Below are 20,196 nucleotides of genomic sequence, written 5' to 3' on the forward strand. Positions count from 1 at the left end.
CGCCCGTTTTCATCAAGGGTGGGCTTCATGGTAAACTCGTCATGTTCAAAGGTGAGGTACTGCTCGGCTGCGCCATAGTCCGCATTTTTAGAGCTGATATGTTTGAATGTTGCCAACAGCGTCACCTACCTTTCGCAAGACTTCAAACTTCAAGGCGGCAAGGTCGGCTATGGCTGCCCGTACCTCGCCGGATAGTGCGTTGTAGGGTGTGCCGTACTCGTTGAGGGCGCGGGCGATCTGGTTGAGGTTGCCGCCGATTTTCCCGTATTCGGCGGTCAACTTCCCAACGGCGGCAAGCAGTTCATCATTGACCGGGGAAATGGTAACAACGGGGCGAATGGTAGCCCGTGTTATGGCTTGCCGGATAAACTCGGCTTGGCTGATGTCGTAATGCTCCAGCCGCCCGGTGAAGTCGGCGTATTCTTCCTCGGTCATGCGGGTCTTGACTACATGGCTGCGGTGGGGCGTGTTGTATCTCTTGGCTATGGGTATCACTCCTTTCTGTGCGTGGTATTCCGGCGTGGTGGTCTGAAAAAGGCAAGCTGCCCCTTTTACTACCCACACCACCAAAAAAGCAAAATTGCCAAACGGTTTCGGAAGATTTTTTGCGGCGCAAGCCGCATAGCAGGGTTTGGGGAAGGCACTCCCCAACAAGATTTACCGCAGGGGCAAAACCGCAGATATGCGGATTTTGGCACCGTGGTAGAATCTTGCTCTAAGAAACTGCCGCTTTCCTCTACGGCTGACTTTGCGGCAATCCGCAGGGGGCGGCTTGGCTTGTTTCCGTCAATATAGCGATTGCGGTGGCGTGTCCTGCCCGCTGTGGTTTTGCTTTCTTCTACGGACGGAAATGGAAAATGCCAAACGCTCCCTTGGATTTCTTCATCACTACTACGGTAGCCCCATACCTTTCTTCCAAATGGCTGCGGTATTCTTTTCATCACTACTACGGTACGCAAGACCGTTTTGGGCAAATTTCCCCGTCACTTTCTACAACAACAGGAATGTGCGGTCTGCCAAAAATGGGCGCAAAAAAAACGCCACGGACTTTCAAAAAATCTGTGGCGTTGCAGCTTGGTCGATATTCAATTTTCATTTCCATAATGTGAGGGGAGCGACAGCACTTTAGTCTGTCGCTCCCTTGATTACCCATCAGCGGAAACAGGCAGGGCTGTCAACGGCGGCGCATTTATACGCCGTTCATCTTGACCGTTGACTGCTCCGGCTGATTCCGCTATTTGTTGTGGGATTACAGCTACATTCAAATCTTTTGCGCTGATTAGTGTTTCTTGTTTGCATTTCGGACAGAACAGAGGGAAATTTTCAAGTATTGTATCGGGGCGTATCTTTGTTCGTGTTTTATTTCCACAAATAGGGCAAAGCACCCACCTATCAGGCGATTTAATCATTTTAATTTTCATTATTTAAGGAAAGAAATGTAAATTGTGAAGTTATCGGGAATGTAGCTGATACTCAATCCCTTTTCGCCATTTGACAAAAGCGTACCGATAGAAACATAGTCCTGTCCCTCAATTTCTTCCGACACTTCCTCTATTATAGAAAACCCCTCTTGCTTCAAAAGCTCTAAATAGTCGTTATAGTCGGTTTCGCTTATATCCACAATACTGATACTGCAATTCTCATGTTCCGTATCAAGCATAGCCCAACCGACCGTACCGGACGGGACGGGAAGCCCCTCGGTGTATTCATTCACAGGCCATACACCCGCGTCAAGCATGGTATTGCTTTCTGTTTGTGTATTGCTTGGATTATCCGCAGCGGACGGCGTATCTTGATTGGAACAGGCAGCCAAAGAAAGCATAAGTAAAATAGCGATTATTGAAACAAATTTTTTCATAGCTACCTCCTGTTTTTGCGGACGGTTCGGATAATCTGAATGATTGCGATTGTAACCGCGATTACACCGACTGCCAAAATGATTTGTGAAGCGTCAAATCCAAAAGCTCCCTCAACTTGAATGTTTGTCATTGCGTCTGCTTGTCCGATTGCCCCGTCCGGCACTTTCCCGGATTGGGTAGTGGCGTAAATCACAAACGCTGCAACGGCAACGACAAGGGCTGCAACGCTCGAAATAATCCCTTTCCGTTTCTGCGGTGCTGCGCTGTCAATGCCTAACTGCTCGGCGGTATTCTCTGCAAACTCTTTGGGAGTGCCTAACCGTTCGATTACCTGTTGTTCCGTTTCGCCATGCTCCAACGCAGAAGCAAAGACTTCATTCAGATCACGCACGACCTCTTTTTTTGCTTTGCGTGTTAAACTCAATTCCTTTTCCACTTGCTTAATGTATTGCTCTTTCATTCTGATACCTCCGCTGTTTGATAGGTGGCAATAAAGCCATTTACACAACTTTCATAGCTCGCCCAAAATAAAATCAGCTCGTCTAATACCTCTCTGCCCTTATGGGTAAGGGAGTAGTATTTTTTTGATCCGCCATTTGCCGCTGCCGGGGCTAATCGGCATTGGATTAACTCGGCTTCCTGCAAACGATACAGAATAGGGTAAATCGTTCCCTCTTTTGCATAGCCCAAAACGGACGCGCTGTTATTTAGCTCTGTAATGATTTCATAGCCGTAGGTTTCTTTGCGTCCGATCAAGCACAAAAGTATCATTTCAAGAGAGCCTTTTTTGAATTGCTGCACATACCTGTTATCCATACTCTCTACCTCACTTTAGTTTTGCTATTTAGCGTTCCTAAATAGCAAAACATATTATAACTCCCGGAGGTGTTCAAGTCAATAGAGTTTATAGAAATGTTACAAATGCTTTTTAGACTTTACCCTATAATTTGCCTTGCTCGGAATAGCGGCGGGGCTGACTGTCCTTGTCCTGTTTTGTTGTGCTTCTTTATTAACCATGAGCATTGGCACCAGGGTTGTCGTTGCCGTAACCTTCCAGCAGGTTGATGACGCCCCACACGCCGAGACCGGCACCGAGGGCGATAACGAGGGTCTGGAGAACGGTGATTGCCTGATTGAAAAATTCCATAAATAAAGTTGGCCGGAATCAGTTTGAAAAGTTTGATTTAGTCATGGTTCATAGGCATACAAAAGCCGGATGATCGCCGCCCGCTTTCCGGGGGCTTGATTCCGGCCTTCCTCCTTTTTCATTTTTTGATAGAGATCGTCCGCTTTGTACGCCAATGGCCCCGTCCGGGGCGGTTGTGGCGGGTAGATAGGACCCCTCCTTTCATAGCGGAGCATCAATCGTCGGCTGCGGCGTCGATCTCATACACGTCGCAGACCTGGTTGGGTTTCAGCTTCAACCTGGCCCGCAGGAAATCTTCAATGCTGAACGCATTTTTCGGGTCGGCGTCGGCGGTGTACTTGTAGTTGGGGTGCTGGGTGATGTCGTACTTGTCCGACAGAAACGGCCGCACCCCGCGCAACTGGAGGATGCACTTGCCGCCGTCCATGACGGCCAGCTCATCCTGGCTCATCAGCTCTTTGCCGAGCTTCTGGTAGTTGAGCGAGTGGGAAGTTTCCCGCCCACGGCTCTCGCCGGTGTTGTAGGTGTCGATGGTCTCCTTGCCCAGCACGGCGGCCAGCTCCTTCAATGTGGTCGGCTCCTTGCCGCCCAGGAAGATGGAACTGTCCATATTTCCGATGATGGTGTCGGCGTTGTCCTTGTAGATGGCCTTGAGCTGGCTCTGTGCCTGCAAGACCAGGCAGGCGGAAATCTCCCGGCTTCGGATGGTGGCGACCAGCTTTTCCAGTTTTGGGATTTGCCCAATGTTGGCGCACTCGTCGATGAGGCACCGCACATGAACCGGCAGCCGCCCGCCGTACACATCGTCGGCCTTTTCACAGAGCAGGTTGAAAAGCTGGGTGTAGCACATGGAGATTAAAAAATTAAAGGAATCGTCCGTGTCACTCATAATCAAAAACAGCGCCGTCCGGCGGTCGCCCAGGGTGTCCAGCTCCAGCTCGTCGTAGGACGTGACCTCCCGCAACTCCGCAATGTCGAACACCGCCAGCCGGGCACCGCAGCTCACCAAAATCGACTTAGCGGTTTTGCCGGCTGCCAGCTTATATTTCTTATACTGCCGCACTGCGAAGTGGTTTGGCTTTTCCGATTCCAGTGCATCAAACATCAGGTCTACGGGATTTTTGAACTCCTCGTCATCCTCCCGGACTTCCATGGCGTTGATGAACTCGATGAGGGTGGAGAAGTTTTGCTCCTCCACCGGAGCTTCATAGTGGATATATCCAATCAACGCGCAATACAGCAATGTTTCCGCCTTGACCCAGAAATCGTCCCCGGCCTTGCCCTCTCCCTTGGTGTTGGCGATCAGCGTTGTCACCAGCTTCAAGATGTCCTTTTCGCTATGGATATAGCTGAAGGGGTTATAGTGCATGGACTTTTTGAAGTTGATGGTGTTCAGCACCTTGATCTGGTATGGCTCATACACGATTTTGCCGTGTTTGTCCTTCATGGGCTTGCCGTCCTTGCCCGGCTTGGGTGCGCCCCGCTGGAGCATTTTGCCGCACTCCACCAGGATGGTGCCCTTGGGGTCGGTAACGACGTAGGAGCTGTGCATCTGCATCAAATTCGGCTTGAGCCAGAAGCGGGTCTTGCCGGAACCGCTGCCGCCGATGACCAGCACGTTCTTGTTGCGGGCATACTTGGGGTTCTTGGGGCGGCTGGACATGGTAAGGCGCTCGGTTTGGGTCAGAATGACGTTATTCTGGAACACCGGGTCGATGTAGGGGGCAATATCCTCATGGGTGCCCCAACGGGCCGAACCATACTCCACGTTGTGGCGGTACTTCTTGGCGTTCTTGCCTTTCAGGTACACCGCCAGCCGCAAGCCAGCGCCGCAGCAAAGCCCCACCAGAAAATCCAGCGGGTGCAGGCTGGGCCACCAGCTCCCCAGCGCCACCGGCAGGGTGGAGAAGAATGAAAGCATCTTGGCAGACGCATCCGCGCCGGTCGCCAGCCGCCACGCTTCGCCCAGGTTGGTGGCAAACAGGCCCAGCAGGAAGTAGGGCAGGTTCAGCAGCACCAGCTTTTTCACATTCACCTGCTTCATCGTTCCAGCTCCTTCCGGCGGCTGCGGTCCACCACGGTATTTTTGAGCAGCTCTTTGAACTGGGCGAGCTTCTCCAGCACAGACGGGCGCTCGCTGCGGTCGGCCTTCTTGACCTTCTTCTGGGTGTACTCCGAGAATGCCGCCGTCAGGGCGTCGGCGTCACGGGCTTTGAAGAAGATCAGGTACTTGGGCGGCGAGGCGCTGCGGTCCTTTTTCACCGCATAGTCCACGCCGTACTTGCGGGCGATGCGCTCAAAATCCTTGATGGACGGGTCGTTGATCTCGATGTTGGAGACGCCCTGGTTCTGCCCGATGAGCTGCTTCACCGTCTGTTTGCCCTTGGGTGTGACGGGGGAATCCCGGCCGCGCTGCTTTTCCAGCTTCTTCTCCCTGCGGTGGGCCATGTACTTGGATATGGCGGCCTTGAACAGCCGCCCGGTGAACTTTGTCCCGCTGACGATCAGCGTCAGGGTTCTGTTTTCCACTTCCTCCTGCATAGGTCATCCCTCCCTTCGTCGGATATGCAGTGAGTGGTCTTGAATCTAAGGCGGGACCACCAGCCGCCGCAGCAAATACCGGCCTGTCATACCGTCACCAGGATCAGCGACCGCAGTTCTGCAAAGTGCAGCTTGCCCTTGGGCGTTACCAGCGTGTAGGAGCCGGTGTGGCCGTTGCGGTAGTAGTCCCGCACACAGAACAGCCCCTCGTTGGCGCTCTTGGCGTAGGGCAGCACACAGCCGGAGGGGGCGCGGTAAACGTACCGGCGTTCCAGCAGGAAACGGACGAAGCGCCGCTCCGGCACCTCCAACTCCTTGGCGGTGGTGCGCAGGTTGGTGCTGTGCCGCAGGTCGATAAACAGGTCGTAGTAGACGGCCTTGCCTTGCAGCCGGGCGTTGTCCGCTTGCAGCGCCGCGTTCTTCTCGCGCTCGGCCAGCAGGTCGGAGCAGAGCTTCAGCAGCGCCTCCGGCGAGGTGGCGACCTCCCACAGTTTTTCCCTGGTGAGGTAGGCCCCGTGCTGGCGGATGCTGGGCAGGACCTCAGACGTGACCCAGCGGCGGAACTGCTTTGCTTTGGGAAGTTTGCTGGACAACACCAGAGAATACAGGCCGGACTCGTTGATGATAGGGAGTTTCTGAATCCCGCCAGGGGTGAGAATTTCGCTCACCCCTTTGTCCTCTGCGTCAACGTGGTTGCGGATCGCCCCAAACTCCGGGTTTTTGAAAATTTCCATCTGGTTCATATCGTGCCTCCTTGGGCGGTGCAGCAGAAAAGGCGGCCATTACCAGCCGCCTGCGTGCATATCGTGGTTGACCTGGGCCGTGTAGTGATTGTTCATGGTGGTGGGCGCGTTGAACAGCACGGTCAGCAGGTACTGCTTCATGTTGCGGACCTCGGTGGTGTTGTTGTGCAGGCACTCCATGACGAACTCGATGTGGGAGCTGTCCAGCTTCAAGAACCGCGACCGCACGACCTCATGGGGAAAGTCCGCCCCGGCAATGCGGGTGGTCTTGCGTCTGGCGCAGACCGTTTCCACGATCAGCTCCACGATCTCGTCCAAATCCTCGCGGTAGGTGGTAAACTCCCGGCACAGGTGGTCGTACTCGATGTTCTCCAACACCAAATCCCGATAACTCTCCATTTCCTCCACCGACATCGCATCCCGTCCTTTCCGTTCCGGCAGCTGAGCTGCCGCAAAGCCCCGGAAGGGAATGGAATCGGTACTTGGTACATCCGTTGTTTGTTTTTGGGTCTTTGATTTCTCTATATTTAATTCTGCGGGCTTTTCCGTATCCGGGTCAGCCAGATACGGGTTTTCCGTATCTGGTGAAGCCGTATCCGGCTGGGGCGTATCCGGCTCTTTGGGCTGGGGCTGCTCATAGATGACATACTCGGTGTCGCTGATGCGTCCTTGGCGGTCCCGCATCTGGTGGCGGACGATGTACCCGGCGGCTTCCAGCTCCCGCAGCGCCCCGCCGATGGCGTCCACGCCCTCCTTGCAGATCTTCGCCAGACCGCGTGTGGTGTAGTTCCAGTCCTCTGGCAGAGATAACATCATGGACAAAAGCCCCTTGGATTTCAGAGACAGCGCCTTATCACGCAGGTGGTGGTTGCTCATCACGGTATAATCACGGGTCCGTTCAATACGAAAAACGGCCATTTCATCACTCCTCTCGGCATTCATGGCATGAAAAAAGCCGCAATCTTCAAAGAGACTGCGGCGGTCAGGTGCGGTAGTTCCGGCTGTGCCAGGAATACGGCGGCTTCGGCACAGGGGGCCGGGTAAAAACATCCTGCGCGGTGCCGAAGGGCAGGCGCTGCATCACCTGGTCGATCTCGGTGCTTTCCATGTCATGCTGGGATTGGCAATGTTCGCGGATGGCTTCTTCAATGTCTCTAACGGTACACATAATTCATTCCTTTCTTGGCAAGTGGTGGGTTTACGGGTGGCGGCGCTTTTTCTTCGGCTTGAAGTCTATGATGTGCCCCTCGACAACGTGGGCATGGCGCTTAATTTTGATCTGCTGGCTGCGCTGGGCGTCCAGGGCCTGCCGGTAGCCGTCCTCGGTGAGAAACAGGCGCACCTCGTCGCCGGGGCTGCCGTAAGGGGTGCGGGGCTTGCGGACCGCAAACTCCACCATCCAGCGGGTGCTGTCCTGAAATCGCTCCACAGCCAAAATGTTATGTCCTTTCAGCTCGCGGGCTGAAATATCCCTCATAGGCAACTCCTCTCTCAGCGTTCATGCTGTTGCTGGCGCTTGCGCTGCCACTGTTCCAGCAGCTTGATGATGGTCTCCTGCATCCGCTGGGGCGTATAGCTCCGGGGAAAATATTTGCGCAGGGTGTCGCTGGTGAAGGTGATCTTGTCCAGGTCGCTTTTCTTTTCTTCGCCCATGATGACCCGCATCATGTCGAGGGTCAGGTGGCCCTCCTGGCTGTACTTTTTCAGCCGCTGGGCCTGGGAGAGCGACGGCGTGGCCTGTTCGCTGTCCATCGCGTCCAGCAAATCCACCTGTTCCTCTTTTTTGAGGAAGGACAGCTCGTAGGCCGGATTGAAGGCGATTTTCTTCTCGTCCACCATGTCCAGCAGTTCGGGAATTAGCTCGGTGAGGCGGATATAACGAAAAATCTGGTTTTTACTCTGGCCGACCTGTTCAGCCAATACCTCGCTCGACTTCTTCCCAAAATCGTTCCCAACTTGGGAACAATTTTCTTTGGACGGTCTGCCAGCTTGTCGCTTCATAGCTTCCAGCTTCATCTTGTAGGCAAAAGCCCTTTCACTGGGGAGCAGGCTTTCCCGCTGCAAATTGCTGTCAACCATGATGATGGTGGCCTGGTCATCGTCCAGGTCGCGGACAATCACCGGCATGGTTTCTTTACCCGCCAGCTCGCTAGCTCGGTGCCGCCGGTGCCCGGCAACCAGCTCATAGCCGCCATTAGGGTCCGGGCGGGCAATGGCCGGGACCAGTACGCCGTACTGCCGGATGCTGTCGGCGGTCTCCATCATGGCCTCATCGTCCTTGACCTTAAAGGGGTGATCCTTGAATGGGTGCAGCTCCGACAAGGGAATTTCCATGACTTTTTCACGCTGGGCGTCGGCGCGGCTTTCCTCGGTGGAAAACAGGTCATCGACTGAGGCCAGCTCTACTTTTTTCGCGCTGCTTTTCAAGTTTTATCACCTCCCGCGTCAGATTTTTATAGGCTTCCGCCACCTTGCCGCCGGGGTCATGTGCGAAGATGCTCTTGCCCTCGGCGCTGATCTCCTTGGCTCGAACCGAGTGGGGAATCTCGGTGCCGAACACCTTGATTTTGCTGCCGTAGGTCTCCCGCAGCAGGGCGGCGATCTCTTTGGCAAAGTTGGTGCGGTTGTCCACCATCGTCAGCAGAATACCGTCGATCTGGAGCTTGGGATTTAACTGCCGCTTGACCTTGTTGATGGTGGACAGCAGCTGTTCCAGGCCCTTGGCGGGCAGATACTCCGCTTGGACGGGGACTATGATCCTGTTGGCGGCGGCCAGCGCGTTGACCGTGAGCATTCCCAGGGAGGGTTGGCAGTCGATGAGGATATGGGAATACTGTCCCTTCACCGTGTCCAGATACTGCCGCAGAATCGTCTCGCGGCTCATGGCATTCACCAGGGATACCTCCATGCCGGAGAGCTGGATGTCGGCAGGCATCAGGTCCACGCCCTCCGGGTGGTGCAGGATGCCCTCGCCGGGTTTGATCGGCTCGTCCATGAGAATACGGCCCATCGCATCGGACAGGGTAAAGGGCAGCTTGTCCGGCTGCGGGTTGCCCAGGCTGATGGTGAGGCTGGCCTGCGGGTCAGCATCCACCAGCAGCACCTTCTTTCCGGCCTGCGCCAGCCCGATGCCTAAGTTGGCGCAGGTAGTCGTTTTGCCGACGCCGCCCTTCTGGTTGGCAACGGCGATGATTTGTGGGTTCAATGACTTCACCTCATTTCTGATTGGGTGTTGTCATGTGCCTGCATAACACCCCTGGAAACAACAAAAGCCGCCACTTAAAACAAGTGACGGCTTCGCTTAAATCCAATATTCTGTTGTGTTTGGAATCAAAAGGTTTTGAGTTCCTTTCTGCTATTCATTTGTCGTTAATGAAACACCTCCTGCAATTCGACTTATTTCAGTATGATTTTTCGGTTTGGAAAAGGATGAAAAAATCAGACTGAAAACCTCAAAACCCTTGATCCTACGGGGCTTTTCCGGTTTGTCGTAATTATACCGTAAGGGCACTCCTGCGCCAGTCTGCTCATCAAGAACAAAGTCACGATGAAAGAGGTACAGATGTGGCTGGGGCATTCCAGCTTTTCCACCACGGCCAATATTTACGCCCACATTGACGTGGACAGCAAGATGGAAGCCGCGAATATGATTGCCAGCAAAATCAACCTTGGCGAACTTCCCGAAAAGAAGAAATCTCCCAAACGAAAAATCGCTTAGGAGAAAAACTCCGTTGGGCGAACTTGTCCGCCAAAACCAACGGAAAATAAATCCGTTTTGTCTGCCATTTGGGTAAAAAGTGGCAGACAAAATGGCAGACAAGCCTAAATCTTGTCTGCCACACAAAAAATACCTAAGCCGCTAAAAGGCTTAGGTATAAGGAATGCCGGTGATGGGGGTCGAACCCATACGGTGTCACCACCAACGGATTTTGAGTCCGTCTCGTCTGCCAATTCCAACACACCGGCTCATATGTTGCTTGTATAGTATACTACAGGCCTGTCAAAAAATCAAGATTTATTTTGCGTTGATTTTTACGTCTCAAATACGCTCAAAATCTATCCTTGATATTCCCCGCATGCGTGCTATACTCTACTGCTTAGTCCTAAAAAAGACTATAAACACAAAAACGAAACATACAAACAAAGGGGAGCGAATGAAAGAGCAATACTGGCCGCTGATGTGGCAATCCAACCTGGCGGTCATCAAGCTGCGCGGTGCCTATGCCGATTGGGCGCGTGCCAATGGGATGAACTATCACGAACTGCTGGTGTTTTACTCGCTGCATGAGCTGGGCAGTTGCACCCAAAAACAAATCTGCACCAGATCCACCGTTGGCCGGATGTGTAAAAAGTCAGGCTGCTGAAAAAGAATTTTGCGCGGCGGCAAAACCCCCTTGACATCCCGGTATTAATATTGCATAATGAAACCAGCAAAAGGGAGTAGCGGACGCGCAGCGCCTGCAAGTTACGTCAAGACGGCTGACAGCCCGTAATTTGTATGAAATAACGCAAGACTTTTGCCGAGCATGGGTGTAGTACCCCTGCGCGGCGGAAGTCTTTTTCTTTTTGCTGTTTGTATTAAGATTGCATTAAAACAAGGAGGGCTATGGATGCAAGAACTGTTTGGAAATCTATGGAACCTGCAATGGCAGCAGGTGGTTATGTGGGGGATCGGCGGCCTGTTGATCTGGCTGGCGATCAAAAAGGAGATGGAGCCATCCCTGCTGCTGCCAATGGGCTTTGGGGCCATTCTCGTCAACCTGCCGCTGTCCGGTGCTGTTACCCAGGTGCTGTCCACCGGCACCGAGGTCGGCCCGCTGGATGTGCTGTTTGATGCTGGCATTGCCAACGAACTGTTCCCGTTGCTGCTGTTTGTGGGCATTGGTGCAATGATTGATTTTACACCGCTGCTTTCCAACCCCAAGCTGATGATTTTTGGGGCGGCGGCGCAGTTTGGCATCTTTTTCACGCTGGGGGCTGCGACTTTGATGGGCTTTGAACTCAAAGATGCCGCCTCCATTGCCGTGATCGGTGCGGCGGACGGGCCGACCTCCATCTTTGTGGCGAACTTTCTGGAATCCAACTATCTGGGGGCCATCATTGTGGCGGCGTATTCTTACATGGCGCTGGTGCCCATCATCCAGCCGCCGGTCATCCGGCTTGTGACGACCAAAAAAGAGCGCCTGATCCGCATGCCATATGCCGAAAAGCAAGTCAGCAAAACGGCAAAAATCCTGTTCCCCATCATTATTACCATGGTGGCTGGGCTGTTTGTGCCGCGCAGTGTGGCGCTGGTTGGCTTTTTGATGTTCGGCAACCTCATCCGGGAATGTGGTGTGCTGGACAGCCTGTCCGAAACCGCACAAAAGGTACTGGCAAACCTCATTACCCTGCTGCTGGGGCTGACGGTGGCATCCAAAATGCAGGCAGAGTATTTTTTGAATCGGCAGACCCTGATGATTCTGGCGCTGGGGCTGGTGGCCTTTGTGTTCGATACCATCGGCGGCGTGCTGGTGGCCAAGGTATATAACCTGTTTGCCAAACAAAAAATCAACCCCATGATCGGTGCAGCGGGCATTTCGGCATTCCCGATGTCGGCCCGTGTGGTGAACAAGATGGGCCTGCAGGAAGACAACCAGAACTTTTTGCTGATGCACGCCGTTGGGGTGAATGTATCCGGTCAGATCGCGTCCGTGATTGCGGGCGGTATGATTCTGACATTGTTTGCCTAAGGTGTATCTGAAAACAAAGGCAATACCGCATAATTCTAAGTGCCGATACGGCGAGCGAGGTGCGGCAGCTGTTAAGCCAAAAGCGCAGATAATACTTTGTGTATTATCGAGCATTTTGGCAACGCAGATGCCGTGCCGCAGCCGCCGGAGCGGTGCTTAAGCCGTAAGGCGGGAATTGTGCGGTGTTGCCCAAAGAAAATGACGGATATTTTCGACTTTTCAGATACACTCTAAACAAAAGGGGAGAACAAGATGAATTTAACACTGTTTATGCAGGTGCTGCCCAAAGCGGGCCTTGGCTGGCTGGGTGTTTTTGCGGTAACAATTATCATTGTGGCGGCGGTGGAGCTGCTGGAACATTTTACAAACCAAAAAAAGTAAAGGCAATACCGCATAATTCTAAGTGCCGATACGGCGAGCGAGGTGCGGCAGATGCCGTGCCGCAGCTGCCGGAGCGGTGCTTAAGCCGCAAGGCGGGAATTGTGCGGTGTTGCCTAAAGTGTCCGATTTGCCGAACAGCTCTGAAACCGTTTCCATTGGCGGAGATCTGCCGACGATGGGGGCTCTTAAAGGAAGGTAGGAGCATGGCGCAGCCACAGTGCGGCAAATCCCTCTCTTGAGGAAGGGATTATTTAACGTACAGGGCAAAATTTTATTGACAAACGCGGCGTTAAACGGTAAAATAGGGACAATCGCATTTATCCAGGGAGGAAAGTAGCCATGCCGCAGCAGATGGATGACGAGCTGCTGCAGCAGGCACAGGCTGGGGAGGAAAGCGCTATTGCCGCGCTGATCACCGCCATGATGCCTGCCATACGCAAAGGCGCCGCTGCCGTTGCAGCACCCGGCCTTGACTTTGACGATGCGGTGCAGGAAGGGCTGATTGGCCTGTTCCATGCCGTGCGCAGCTACCGGGCGGATAAAAAAGTCCCCTTTACCGCGTATGCCGCAGCCTGTATTGCCAACGCACAGCAGGATGCCCGCCGCAGTGCCACCCGCAAAAAGCATGCTCCGCTGAACAACAGTGTGCCCCTGCCGGAAAATTCTGCCGCGCCGGGGCCGGAAGAGCTTGCCATTGCCAACGAGCGCTGCGCCGCCGTGCTGGAACGCATCAACACGCAGCTTTCGCCCCTGGAACGCGGCAGTCTGCTTGCCAGTTTGGAGGGGCACACTGCCGCTCAGACAGCCCAACTGCTGCACTGCACCCCCAAAGCGGTGGAAAACGCCCTGATGCGCGCCCGCAAAAAGCTGCGCAGTGATGAAGTGCGAGAATGAATTTGGATTCAGGCGTTTTGGCCTGGACATATAAACAATGCCCCCAGTAGCTTAGCAATCAGTTCATTGGTGACCCCAAGCGTTGGTTGAAATTCTTCCGCGGGCAAGTAAACAAAGAGGAGATACCCACTATGTACGAAGACAAGACTTTGGTATGCAAAGATTGCGGCAAAGAGTTCGTTTGGACCGCCGGTGAGCAGGAGTTCTACGCAAGCCGTGGTTTCGAGAACCAGCCCCAGCGCTGCAAGGCATGCCGCGATGCCCGCAAGAACGCTACCCGTGGTGAGCGCCAGATGTTCGACGCCGTTTGCGCAAGCTGCGGCAAGACCTGCAAGGTGCCCTTCCAGCCGCGCGAAGACCGTCCGGTCTACTGCAGCGAGTGCTTCGCTAAGATGAAGCAGAACTGATTGTAACTGATTTGTTCTAAAAAGCAGCCTTTCCCGCAAGGGAGGGGCTGCTTTTTTGCTGCCGTAAAAGCTGTGGAGTAGAGAAAACATGGAAATAAATAGGATTGACAACTGTTACTTAAAAACGATACAATAATGATAACAAAGCAGGCTCGGCAGCTGGAAATATGTAATAGGGCAACACCGCACAATTCCCGCCTTGCGGCTTAAGCACCGCTTCAGCGGCTGTGGCACGGCATCTGCGTTGCCAAAATGCTCGATAAGACATCCAGTATTATCTGCGCTTTTGGCTTAGCATCTGCCGTACCTCGCTCGCCGTATCGGCACTTAGAATTATGCGGTATTGCCATAGATAAAAAGGAGGGCGCTGAAACGATGAAGAAACAAGTGATAGGCCTTTGCGCAGTTGCTTTGATTGCAGTGACGGCAGCTTTGGGGGCAAGCGGGGCACTGAATGCCCGCCAGAATGGCACGCAGCCGGTACAGACGGAAGCACCGGTGCAAACAGTAGAACCGGCACAGAACACACCGGAAGCAGTGCAGTCAGAACCAGCGCAGCCAGGGAAAAAAGTCAACATGGATGATACAAAGTGGGCTGACGCAATAGAAGAACTGAACGATTATATCGACCAGCAGATTGGCGGAGATAAAAAATAATACGATATGCTGCGCAGAATGAAGAGATTGCTCCGCGAAGATGAAAGAGAACGCATGACAACGGATTGTCTGAAGCGGCGGCCTTTCCCACAAGGGAGGGACCGCTGTTTTGCTTTGATAAAATAAAGGCAAAGCGGCTATGGCAGCAGCAAAAATAGAAGGTCTGCAGGATATGTTCCGCTGGGAGAAAAGAGGCTTGCACGCTGTTTTGACATATTGCCCAAAAGTTGACACAAAAATACAAAAAATCCTTCTTGGTGCAACATTTCGTGTTGTGTTGACACCATTGTCCCGGCATGGTACAATAATTAAAATCATATGTGAAAGGGTGAACTGTGCCATGATATCCATCCGCGAAGGCTTGTCCTGCTGCGATAAAACCCACGGTGCAGTGTTTCTTCCCCACGCTGTATCAGGTGCTTCTTTTTGACTTTTCCTCTTTTGGGGAAAAGTTATTTTTTTGCCTGCGCGGCTATCGCCGCGCAATCGCGCGAAGCGCGGTGCAAAAACAGCCGGAGCGCAGAGCGCTGCGCCCGCAGGCGCGTTTCGGAGCGCAACCGCCGCAGGCGGCACTTGGCGCGGAGATAGGATGTTCCTCTGTTCACCCGCCGCCGAACAGGCGGCGAGTGGGTGGAGGTAGCAACCCTGCCCCACCACCAACAGGCTATGCCGCGCAATCGCGCGAAGCGCGGTGCAAAAACAGCCGGAGCGCAGAGCGCTGCGCCCGCAGGCGCGTTTCGGAGCGCAACCGCCGCAGGCGGCACTTGGCGCGGAGATAGAATGTTCCTCTGTTCACCCGCCGCCGAACAGGCGGCGAATGGGTGGAGGAGACAACCTGGCCCTACTGCTGGGGGGAGCAGCAAACCCCGCACCACCGCCAACAAGCTATCGTCACGCCGCGCAAAGTTGGCACTTAACGTGAGGATAGGCTGCTCCTGCCGCGCCCACAACCACCACAAATTCTCACACAGAATCTTGCAACCCCACACCAAAAGGAGGGCCAGCCATGCTGATTAAAAATGCACGGGACTACGAGGGCCGCATCTGCGATTACCTGATCGCGGACGGCAAAATTAGAGCAATCGGAACCGACCTGCCGGAAGCAGGTGAGGTGATCAATGCAAAAGGGCTGACCATTCTGCCCGCGTTTATTGATACCCACTGCCATTGGCGTACCCCCGGCTTTGAATATAAAGAGGATATTGCCACCGGCTCTGCGGCTGCAGCGGCAGGCGGATATACTTTCGTCAACCTGATGCCCAACACCAAGCCGGTCTGCTCTTCGGCAGAGATCGTGCATGAGGTGGAGGAGAAAGCGCGCGAGATTGGCCTGTGTGATGCCAACCAGACCGTTTCCATTACCAAAAACTTTGACGGCCACACCATTGACCATCTGCTGGACCTGCCGGATGATATCAAGTTTATCACCGAGGACGGCAACGGCGTGATGAATAACGCCACGATGGCTCGCGTGTTTGCTGTGGCAGCCGAGCGCGGTCTGACCGTGATGTCCCACGCAGAGGACCGCGAGATCAGCCCGTGGGATTACCGCCTGGCCGAAAACATTGAGACGGTGCGCAACTGCCACCTGGCCGAATATTACGGCACCCGCCTGCATATGTGCCATGTTTCCACCAAAGAATCTGTGGATATGGTGCGCCAGAGCCGCCGCCGCGGTGCAATGGTCAGCTGTGAAGTGACCCCGCACCACCTGTGGTTCGACGATTCCCGCCTGCAGTATAAGGTCAACCCACCCATCCGCAAGGCGGACGATGTGGCCGCCCTGGTGACGGCAATTAAGGATGGCACAGTCAGCTGCATCGGCACCGACCATGCCCCCCACAGCGCCGAGGATAAAGCCAAGGGCGCTGCCGGTATGGTTGGGCTGGAAACCGCCTTTGCCGTGTGCTACACCAAATTGTGCCGCATGGAGGGCTTGCCGCTGGAAATGCTGAGCTTTTTGATGAGCTCCGGCCCCGCTCAGGTGCTTGGCCTGGATGAGCATAAGGGCCGCCTGGTGCCCGGCTTTGATGCCGATATTGTTCTGGTGGATACCGACCACATGTTTACCGTACATGCGGACGAGCTGCACAGTAAGAGCAAAAACTGCCCCTATGACGGCGAAAGCTTCTATGGCCAGGTCATGATGACCATCAAGGGCGGCAAAGTGACCTACCAGAAAGATAAACAGTAACCCGCAGAAAAGTTAGAACGAGCTTTTTTGATACAGAAAACGGAGGAACAGCAATGACCAACATGGATAAACTGTATGCCAGCGTGGCAGCCAACGGCCCGGTGTGCGTGGGTCTGGATACCGAGTTCAGCTACCTGCCCGCCGATGTGGTGGACTACACCAAGACTGCCGGTGAAAATGTGGTGGAATTCAACCGCCGCATTATTGAAGCCACCAAGGCTTCCGCAGGCTGCTACAAGGTTCAGATCGCTTATTATGAATCCCTTGGTCTGGATGGCATGCGCGCTTACGCCGAAACCCTGAAGATGGTGCGCGCCACCGGCCTGCCGGTCATTGCCGATATCAAGCGCGGCGATATTGCCAAAACCGCCGAGATGTACGCCAAGGCACACTTTACCGGCGACTTTGAGGCTGATATTATCACGCTGGCCCCCTATATGGGCCTGGATTCCATCAGCCCCTACCTGCCGTACTGCAAGGAACAGGGCAAGGGCCTGTTTGTACTGTGCCGCACCTCCAACCCCGGCGCAAAAGATTTTGAGTATAAAAAGCTGGAGGACGGCCGCCATGTGTACGACCTGGTGGGCGACAGCCTGAGCGAGCTGGGCAGGGATTACATCGGCGAATCTGGTTATTCCAGCATCGGTCTGGTCATCGGCGGCACCCATACCGAGGAAGCAACCGCCATCCGCGCTGCTTACCCCCAGACCTTCTTCCTGATCCCCGGCTACGGCGCACAGGGCGGCAAAGCTGCCGATATTGCCCAGTATATGAACAACAGCAACGGCGGTGTGGTCAACTCCAGCCGCGGCATCCTGCTGGCTTACAAAAAGCAGCCCGGCGTTGCCTTTGATGAAGCTGCTTATAATGAATGCGTGCGAATGAAGGAGGATATCCAGGGTGAATGCAACAAGCTGTAAGGTAACGGTCCTGCGCCAGAGTACCGTTGCAGCGGATATCCGCTGCCTGACGGTGCAGTGGCCGGATGCCAGCCGCCCGGCCAAGGCGGGGCAGTTCTTTATGCTGCGCGCCTGGGCTGCCAACGAAACGCCCATCCTGTCCCGCCCCATCAGCGTGCATGATTTTGACGCCGCGACCGGCGCACTGACTTTCCTGTATCAGGTCAAGGGTGAGGGAACCCAGAAGCTGGCCGCCCTGAAAGAGGGCGACACCCTGACGGTGACCGGCCCATGCGGCAACGGATTTGATGTGGCCGCGATCGCCCGGGCGGCAGGCGGCAAAAACGGCAAGATCGCTGTTGTGGGCGGCGGTATTGGCACCGCGCCGCTGCTGCAGCTCTGCAAGGAGCTGGCTGCGGCGGGCTGCAAGCCGGAACTGTACTGCGGCTTCCGTGATGAGCCCTATGGGTTGGAAGCTTTCCTGCCTTACTGCGCCGCCATCAGCATTGCAACGGATTCCGGCGCGGTGGGTTACCACGGCCTGGTAACCGGCATCCTGCACCCGGAACAGTTCGCCATGGTGCTGACCTGCGGCCCCATGGTGATGATGCGCGGCGTATACCAGCTGTGCGCCCAGAGCGGCACGCCCTGCGTGGCCAGCCTGGAACGCAAGATGGCCTGCGGCCTTGGTGCCTGCCTGGGCTGCACCTGCCGCACCAAGGTGGGGGCCAAGACCGTATGTAAAGACGGCCCCGTGTTCAAAGCTGAGGAGGTGTTTGACTGATGGCAGACCTTCGCGTAAATCTGTTTGGCAAGCAGCTGGCCGGCCCGGTCATTGCCGCTTCCGGCACCTTTGGTTTCGGCCCGGAATATGCAGGCATTGAGGACCTGCGCGTGCTGGGCGGCATTTCCGGCAAAGGCCTGACGTTGAACGGTCAGCCCGGCAACGACGGCGAGCGCCTGCTGGAAACTCCCTCCGGCCTGATGAACTCCATCGGCCTGCAGAACCCCGGCGTGCAGCACTTTATTGAAAACGAGCTGCCCGCCATGAAAACCTGCGGCACCTCCGTCTGGGTCAACCTGGGCGGCCATACCATTGAGGAAAACGTGGAGGGCGTGCAGAAGCTGTGCGCCGCAGGCATTGATGTGCTGGAACTGAACATCAGCTGCCCTAACGTCAAGCAGGGCGGCCTGGCGTTCGGCATCCGTGCCAAGGACGCCGAAGAGGTGGTTTCCGCTGTGCGCAAAGTGTGCACTGTGCCGCTGGTGGTCAAGCTCAGCCCACAGGCAGAGAGCATCCCCGATATGTGCAAGGCCGTGGAAGCTGCCGGTGCCGATGGCATCAGCCTGTGCAATACCTTCCAGGCCTGCGCCATTGATCTGGAAAAGCGCCGCCCGGTGTTCAACAACACCTTTGCCGGGCTTTCCGGCCCGGCCATCCGCCCCATTGCACTGCGCATGGTGTGGCAGGCTGTGGGGGCCGTCAATATCCCGGTCATCGGGCTGGGCGGCATCCTGACTGGCCGCGATGCGCTGGAGTTCATCATGGCCGGTGCAGCCGCCGTTCAGGTGGGCACCGCAAACTTCCTGGACCCGAAAGCCTGCACTCGCATTACTGCCGAGATGGGGGAATGGATGGACGCCCACGGCGTGAAAACGCTGGATGAGATCCGCGGGTGCGCGAGAGGATAAGCGGGTTAAAGAACAGAGAATAAAGAATAATGAAAAAATGGTGGAGTGCGCACCGCGCGGCGGTCCACCACAAGGATTCTTTATTATTTATTCATTGTTTTTTGAATTTGCCTGTATAAACATTCAAGATGTTGCAATTTTATGCAACTTGTGGTATAGTAAAACAGCTTTTATAAACGGAGGAAAGTATCATGGCAAGAGAATCGATCGAAGTTTTGAAGGAATGTGAAGCATTTTTGGAGGGGCACTTCCTCCTTTCGTCCGGCCGTCATTCCGGCGCATACTGCCAGATGGCCTATCTGCAGCAGTACCCGGATAAGTGTGCCGAGGTTATGGCTCATGTGGCAGAAAAGCTGAAGGATACTGATGTTGACGTTATCGTTGGCCCTGCCATGGGCGGCATTGTGTATGCTTACGAGCTGGGCCGCCAGCTGGGCAAGCGCGCCATCTTTACCGAGCGCGTGGATAACGTGATGACTCTCAAGCGCTTTGCCATCCATCCGGGCGAGCGCTGCATCATCGCCGAGGATGTTGTGACCACCGGTGTTTCCAGCCTGGAAACCAAGCGCGTCATCGAAGAAGCCGGCGGTATCTGCCTGGGCATCACCTGCGTGGTGGACCGTACCCGCCCCGAAGCTCCGTCCCCGATCCCCATCCTGGCCAGTGCCCTGAAGCTGGATCTGCCCAACTATGCTCCCGAAGAATGCCCCATCTGCAAGGAGGGCAAGTTGCCCCTGGTCCACCTGGGCAGCCGCAAAATGAAGGAAGCAGCAAAGCAGACGCTGTAAAAGAGTTAGGAGTTAGGCAGTAGGAGCTATTGCGTGGGAGGATAGGCTCTGCGCGGACGGAAACGGCCTTGGCTGTTTCAAAAGGCGGGCGCACGGTGTGCGCCCGACCATAAACTCCTAACTCCTCACTCCTACTTCCTAAGGCAATACCGCACAATTCCCGCCTAACGGCTTAAGCACCGCTCCGGCGGCTGCGGCACGGCATCTGCGTTGCCAAAATGCTCGATAAGACATCCAGTATTATCTGCGCTTTTGGCTTAGC

General features: G+C 54.9%; 24 protein-coding genes, 1 tRNA gene and 4 pseudogenes. 13 read left to right on the forward strand and 16 right to left on the reverse strand.

All coding sequences use genetic code 11. The annotated features are described in order from the left end of the window. The 15 genes and pseudogenes from C4885_RS17085 to C4885_RS11340 all read right to left on the reverse strand — a co-directional run. Window positions 1-116: pseudogene (locus tag C4885_RS17085) on the reverse strand (conjugal transfer protein TraI); the annotation flags it as partial. Then, on the reverse strand, window positions 88-486 hold the full coding sequence (locus C4885_RS11275) for a plasmid mobilization relaxosome protein MobC (protein ID WP_114000447.1): 399 nt from the start codon (window positions 484-486) through the stop codon (window positions 88-90). The pseudogene C4885_RS17085 and the gene C4885_RS11275, both read right to left, overlap by 29 nt. A gap of 740 nt (window positions 487-1,226) precedes the next feature. Further along, a pseudogene (locus tag C4885_RS11280) lies at window positions 1,227-1,409 on the reverse strand (cysteine-rich KTR domain-containing protein); the annotation flags it as partial. A gap of 11 nt (window positions 1,410-1,420) precedes the next feature. Continuing rightward, window positions 1,421-1,858: a DUF6591 domain-containing protein gene (locus C4885_RS11285; protein ID WP_005937456.1), complete on the reverse strand. Its 438-nt coding sequence runs from the start codon at window positions 1,856-1,858 to the stop codon at window positions 1,421-1,423. A 2-nt stretch (window positions 1,859-1,860) separates the two neighbouring features. Beyond that, entirely contained in the window at window positions 1,861-2,319 is a 459-nt protein-coding gene (locus tag C4885_RS11290; RefSeq protein WP_005937453.1) for a DUF1700 domain-containing protein, read from the reverse strand. Further along, on the reverse strand, window positions 2,316-2,675 hold the full coding sequence (locus tag C4885_RS11295) for a PadR family transcriptional regulator (RefSeq protein WP_005937450.1): 360 nt from the start codon (window positions 2,673-2,675) through the stop codon (window positions 2,316-2,318). Before C4885_RS11295 ends, C4885_RS11290 begins: the two co-directional genes overlap by 4 nt. A 196-nt stretch (window positions 2,676-2,871) precedes the next feature. After that, window positions 2,872-3,006: pseudogene (locus C4885_RS11300) on the reverse strand (Maff2 family mobile element protein); the annotation flags it as partial. A 214-nt stretch (window positions 3,007-3,220) separates the two neighbouring features. Beyond that, entirely contained in the window at window positions 3,221-5,050 is a 1,830-nt protein-coding gene (locus C4885_RS11305) for a VirD4-like conjugal transfer protein, CD1115 family (protein WP_114000434.1), read from the reverse strand. Then, window positions 5,047-5,547, reverse strand: a complete 501-nt coding sequence (locus C4885_RS11310; protein ID WP_105204172.1) for a PcfB family protein — start codon at window positions 5,545-5,547, stop codon at window positions 5,047-5,049. Before C4885_RS11310 ends, C4885_RS11305 begins: the two co-directional genes overlap by 4 nt. An 86-nt stretch (window positions 5,548-5,633) precedes the next feature. Further along, window positions 5,634-6,290, reverse strand: coding sequence for a phage antirepressor KilAC domain-containing protein (locus C4885_RS11315; RefSeq protein ID WP_114000435.1), 657 nt, complete (start codon window positions 6,288-6,290; stop codon window positions 5,634-5,636). A gap of 39 nt (window positions 6,291-6,329) precedes the next feature. Beyond that, the gene (locus tag C4885_RS11320) at window positions 6,330-7,208 is read right to left on the reverse strand and encodes a DUF6017 domain-containing protein (protein ID WP_105204168.1); all 879 of its coding nucleotides are present in this window, start codon (window positions 7,206-7,208) and stop codon (window positions 6,330-6,332) included. A gap of 64 nt (window positions 7,209-7,272) precedes the next feature. Further along, entirely contained in the window at window positions 7,273-7,458 is a 186-nt protein-coding gene (locus C4885_RS11325) for a hypothetical protein (protein WP_007045876.1), read from the reverse strand. Between the two features lie 30 nt (window positions 7,459-7,488). After that, complete coding sequence (locus tag C4885_RS11330) at window positions 7,489-7,767, reverse strand: DUF5720 family protein (protein ID WP_007045875.1); 279 nt, start codon at window positions 7,765-7,767, stop codon at window positions 7,489-7,491. A 14-nt stretch (window positions 7,768-7,781) separates the two neighbouring features. After that, window positions 7,782-8,717 carry a ParB/RepB/Spo0J family partition protein gene (locus tag C4885_RS11335; RefSeq protein WP_040917437.1) on the reverse strand — a complete coding sequence of 312 codons (936 nt, stop codon included), beginning with the start codon at window positions 8,715-8,717 and terminating at the stop codon, window positions 7,782-7,784. Continuing rightward, entirely contained in the window at window positions 8,674-9,495 is an 822-nt protein-coding gene (locus C4885_RS11340; protein ID WP_040917436.1) for a ParA family protein, read from the reverse strand. Before C4885_RS11340 ends, C4885_RS11335 begins: the two co-directional genes overlap by 44 nt. 315 nt (window positions 9,496-9,810) lie before the next feature. Here C4885_RS11340 and C4885_RS11345 point away from each other — a divergent pair. Further along, window positions 9,811-10,008: pseudogene (locus C4885_RS11345) on the forward strand (site-specific integrase); the annotation flags it as partial. Window positions 10,009-10,172: 164 nt separating this feature from the next. On the opposite strand, the gene C4885_RS11350 reads toward C4885_RS11345, so the two are convergent. Then, window positions 10,173-10,256, reverse strand: a tRNA-Leu gene (locus C4885_RS11350). A 188-nt stretch (window positions 10,257-10,444) separates the two neighbouring features. On the opposite strand from C4885_RS11350, the gene C4885_RS11355 reads away from it, so the two are divergent. From C4885_RS11355 to pyrE, 12 genes are all read left to right on the forward strand, one after another. Then, complete coding sequence (locus C4885_RS11355; RefSeq protein WP_114000437.1) at window positions 10,445-10,654, forward strand: MarR family transcriptional regulator; 210 nt, start codon at window positions 10,445-10,447, stop codon at window positions 10,652-10,654. A 246-nt stretch (window positions 10,655-10,900) separates the two neighbouring features. Further along, window positions 10,901-12,022 carry a sodium ion-translocating decarboxylase subunit beta gene (locus tag C4885_RS11360; protein ID WP_114000438.1) on the forward strand — a complete coding sequence of 374 codons (1,122 nt, stop codon included), beginning with the start codon at window positions 10,901-10,903 and terminating at the stop codon, window positions 12,020-12,022. A 252-nt stretch (window positions 12,023-12,274) separates the two neighbouring features. Beyond that, entirely contained in the window at window positions 12,275-12,403 is a 129-nt protein-coding gene (locus tag C4885_RS17225; protein ID WP_256359668.1) for a hypothetical protein, read from the forward strand. A gap of 339 nt (window positions 12,404-12,742) precedes the next feature. Beyond that, window positions 12,743-13,297 (forward strand): sigma-70 family RNA polymerase sigma factor, encoded by a 555-nt coding sequence (locus C4885_RS11365; RefSeq protein WP_114000439.1) that lies wholly within the window; start codon window positions 12,743-12,745, stop codon window positions 13,295-13,297. 131 nt (window positions 13,298-13,428) lie between these two features. Continuing rightward, window positions 13,429-13,704, forward strand: a complete 276-nt coding sequence (locus C4885_RS11370) for a zinc-ribbon domain containing protein (protein WP_114000440.1) — start codon at window positions 13,429-13,431, stop codon at window positions 13,702-13,704. A 375-nt stretch (window positions 13,705-14,079) separates the two neighbouring features. Further along, complete coding sequence (locus C4885_RS11375; protein ID WP_114000441.1) at window positions 14,080-14,361, forward strand: hypothetical protein; 282 nt, start codon at window positions 14,080-14,082, stop codon at window positions 14,359-14,361. A 139-nt stretch (window positions 14,362-14,500) separates the two neighbouring features. After that, a complete protein-coding gene (locus C4885_RS16310; protein WP_147237830.1) occupies window positions 14,501-14,791 on the forward strand; it encodes a hypothetical protein in 291 nt (96 codons plus the stop codon). Window positions 14,792-15,367: 576 nt separating this feature from the next. After that, window positions 15,368-16,555 (forward strand): dihydroorotase family protein, encoded by a 1,188-nt coding sequence (locus C4885_RS11380; RefSeq protein WP_114000442.1) that lies wholly within the window; start codon window positions 15,368-15,370, stop codon window positions 16,553-16,555. A 53-nt stretch (window positions 16,556-16,608) separates the two neighbouring features. After that, on the forward strand, window positions 16,609-17,475 hold the full coding sequence (pyrF, locus tag C4885_RS11385) for an orotidine-5'-phosphate decarboxylase (RefSeq protein WP_114000443.1): 867 nt from the start codon (window positions 16,609-16,611) through the stop codon (window positions 17,473-17,475). Continuing rightward, entirely contained in the window at window positions 17,456-18,238 is a 783-nt protein-coding gene (locus tag C4885_RS11390) for a dihydroorotate dehydrogenase electron transfer subunit (RefSeq protein ID WP_114000444.1), read from the forward strand. Before pyrF ends, C4885_RS11390 begins: the two co-directional genes overlap by 20 nt. Further along, on the forward strand, window positions 18,238-19,146 hold the full coding sequence (locus C4885_RS11395) for a dihydroorotate dehydrogenase (RefSeq protein WP_114000445.1): 909 nt from the start codon (window positions 18,238-18,240) through the stop codon (window positions 19,144-19,146). The genes C4885_RS11390 and C4885_RS11395 overlap by 1 nt, the downstream gene beginning before the upstream one ends. A 191-nt stretch (window positions 19,147-19,337) precedes the next feature. After that, complete coding sequence (pyrE, locus tag C4885_RS11400; RefSeq protein ID WP_114000446.1) at window positions 19,338-19,934, forward strand: orotate phosphoribosyltransferase; 597 nt, start codon at window positions 19,338-19,340, stop codon at window positions 19,932-19,934. The last annotated feature ends 262 nt before the right edge of the window (window positions 19,935-20,196 follow it).

The organism is Subdoligranulum sp. APC924/74 (assembly GCF_003324125.1).
Taxonomy (GTDB): Bacteria; Bacillota; Clostridia; order Oscillospirales; family Ruminococcaceae; genus Gemmiger; species Gemmiger qucibialis.

What these genes read in the sequence shown, in the direction of transcription:
- C4885_RS11285 (WP_005937456.1), bottom strand. Translation starts at nt 1,858, where the DNA reads ATGAAAAAATTTGTTTCAATAATCGCTATTTTACTTATGCTTTCTTTG.
- C4885_RS11290 (WP_005937453.1), bottom strand. Translation starts at nt 2,319, where the DNA reads ATGAAAGAGCAATACATTAAGCAAGTGGAAAAGGAATTGAGTTTAACA.
- C4885_RS11295 (WP_005937450.1), bottom strand. Translation starts at nt 2,675, where the DNA reads ATGGATAACAGGTATGTGCAGCAATTCAAAAAAGGCTCTCTTGAAATG.
- C4885_RS11305 (WP_114000434.1), bottom strand. Translation starts at nt 5,050, where the DNA reads ATGAAGCAGGTGAATGTGAAAAAGCTGGTGCTGCTGAACCTGCCCTAC.
- C4885_RS11310 (WP_105204172.1), bottom strand. Translation starts at nt 5,547, where the DNA reads ATGCAGGAGGAAGTGGAAAACAGAACCCTGACGCTGATCGTCAGCGGG.
- C4885_RS11315 (WP_114000435.1), bottom strand. Translation starts at nt 6,290, where the DNA reads ATGAACCAGATGGAAATTTTCAAAAACCCGGAGTTTGGGGCGATCCGC.
- C4885_RS11320 (WP_105204168.1), bottom strand. Translation starts at nt 7,208, where the DNA reads ATGGCCGTTTTTCGTATTGAACGGACCCGTGATTATACCGTGATGAGC.
- C4885_RS11325 (WP_007045876.1), bottom strand. Translation starts at nt 7,458, where the DNA reads ATGTGTACCGTTAGAGACATTGAAGAAGCCATCCGCGAACATTGCCAA.
- C4885_RS11330 (WP_007045875.1), bottom strand. Translation starts at nt 7,767, where the DNA reads ATGAGGGATATTTCAGCCCGCGAGCTGAAAGGACATAACATTTTGGCT.
- C4885_RS11355 (WP_114000437.1), top strand. Translation starts at nt 10,445, where the DNA reads ATGAAAGAGCAATACTGGCCGCTGATGTGGCAATCCAACCTGGCGGTC.
- C4885_RS11360 (WP_114000438.1), top strand. Translation starts at nt 10,901, where the DNA reads ATGCAAGAACTGTTTGGAAATCTATGGAACCTGCAATGGCAGCAGGTG.
- C4885_RS17225 (WP_256359668.1), top strand. Translation starts at nt 12,275, where the DNA reads ATGAATTTAACACTGTTTATGCAGGTGCTGCCCAAAGCGGGCCTTGGC.
- C4885_RS11365 (WP_114000439.1), top strand. Translation starts at nt 12,743, where the DNA reads ATGCCGCAGCAGATGGATGACGAGCTGCTGCAGCAGGCACAGGCTGGG.
- C4885_RS11370 (WP_114000440.1), top strand. Translation starts at nt 13,429, where the DNA reads ATGTACGAAGACAAGACTTTGGTATGCAAAGATTGCGGCAAAGAGTTC.
- C4885_RS11375 (WP_114000441.1), top strand. Translation starts at nt 14,080, where the DNA reads ATGAAGAAACAAGTGATAGGCCTTTGCGCAGTTGCTTTGATTGCAGTG.
- C4885_RS16310 (WP_147237830.1), top strand. Translation starts at nt 14,501, where the DNA reads ATGGCAGCAGCAAAAATAGAAGGTCTGCAGGATATGTTCCGCTGGGAG.
- C4885_RS11380 (WP_114000442.1), top strand. Translation starts at nt 15,368, where the DNA reads ATGCTGATTAAAAATGCACGGGACTACGAGGGCCGCATCTGCGATTAC.
- pyrF (WP_114000443.1), top strand. Translation starts at nt 16,609, where the DNA reads ATGACCAACATGGATAAACTGTATGCCAGCGTGGCAGCCAACGGCCCG.
- C4885_RS11395 (WP_114000445.1), top strand. Translation starts at nt 18,238, where the DNA reads ATGGCAGACCTTCGCGTAAATCTGTTTGGCAAGCAGCTGGCCGGCCCG.
- pyrE (WP_114000446.1), top strand. Translation starts at nt 19,338, where the DNA reads ATGGCAAGAGAATCGATCGAAGTTTTGAAGGAATGTGAAGCATTTTTG.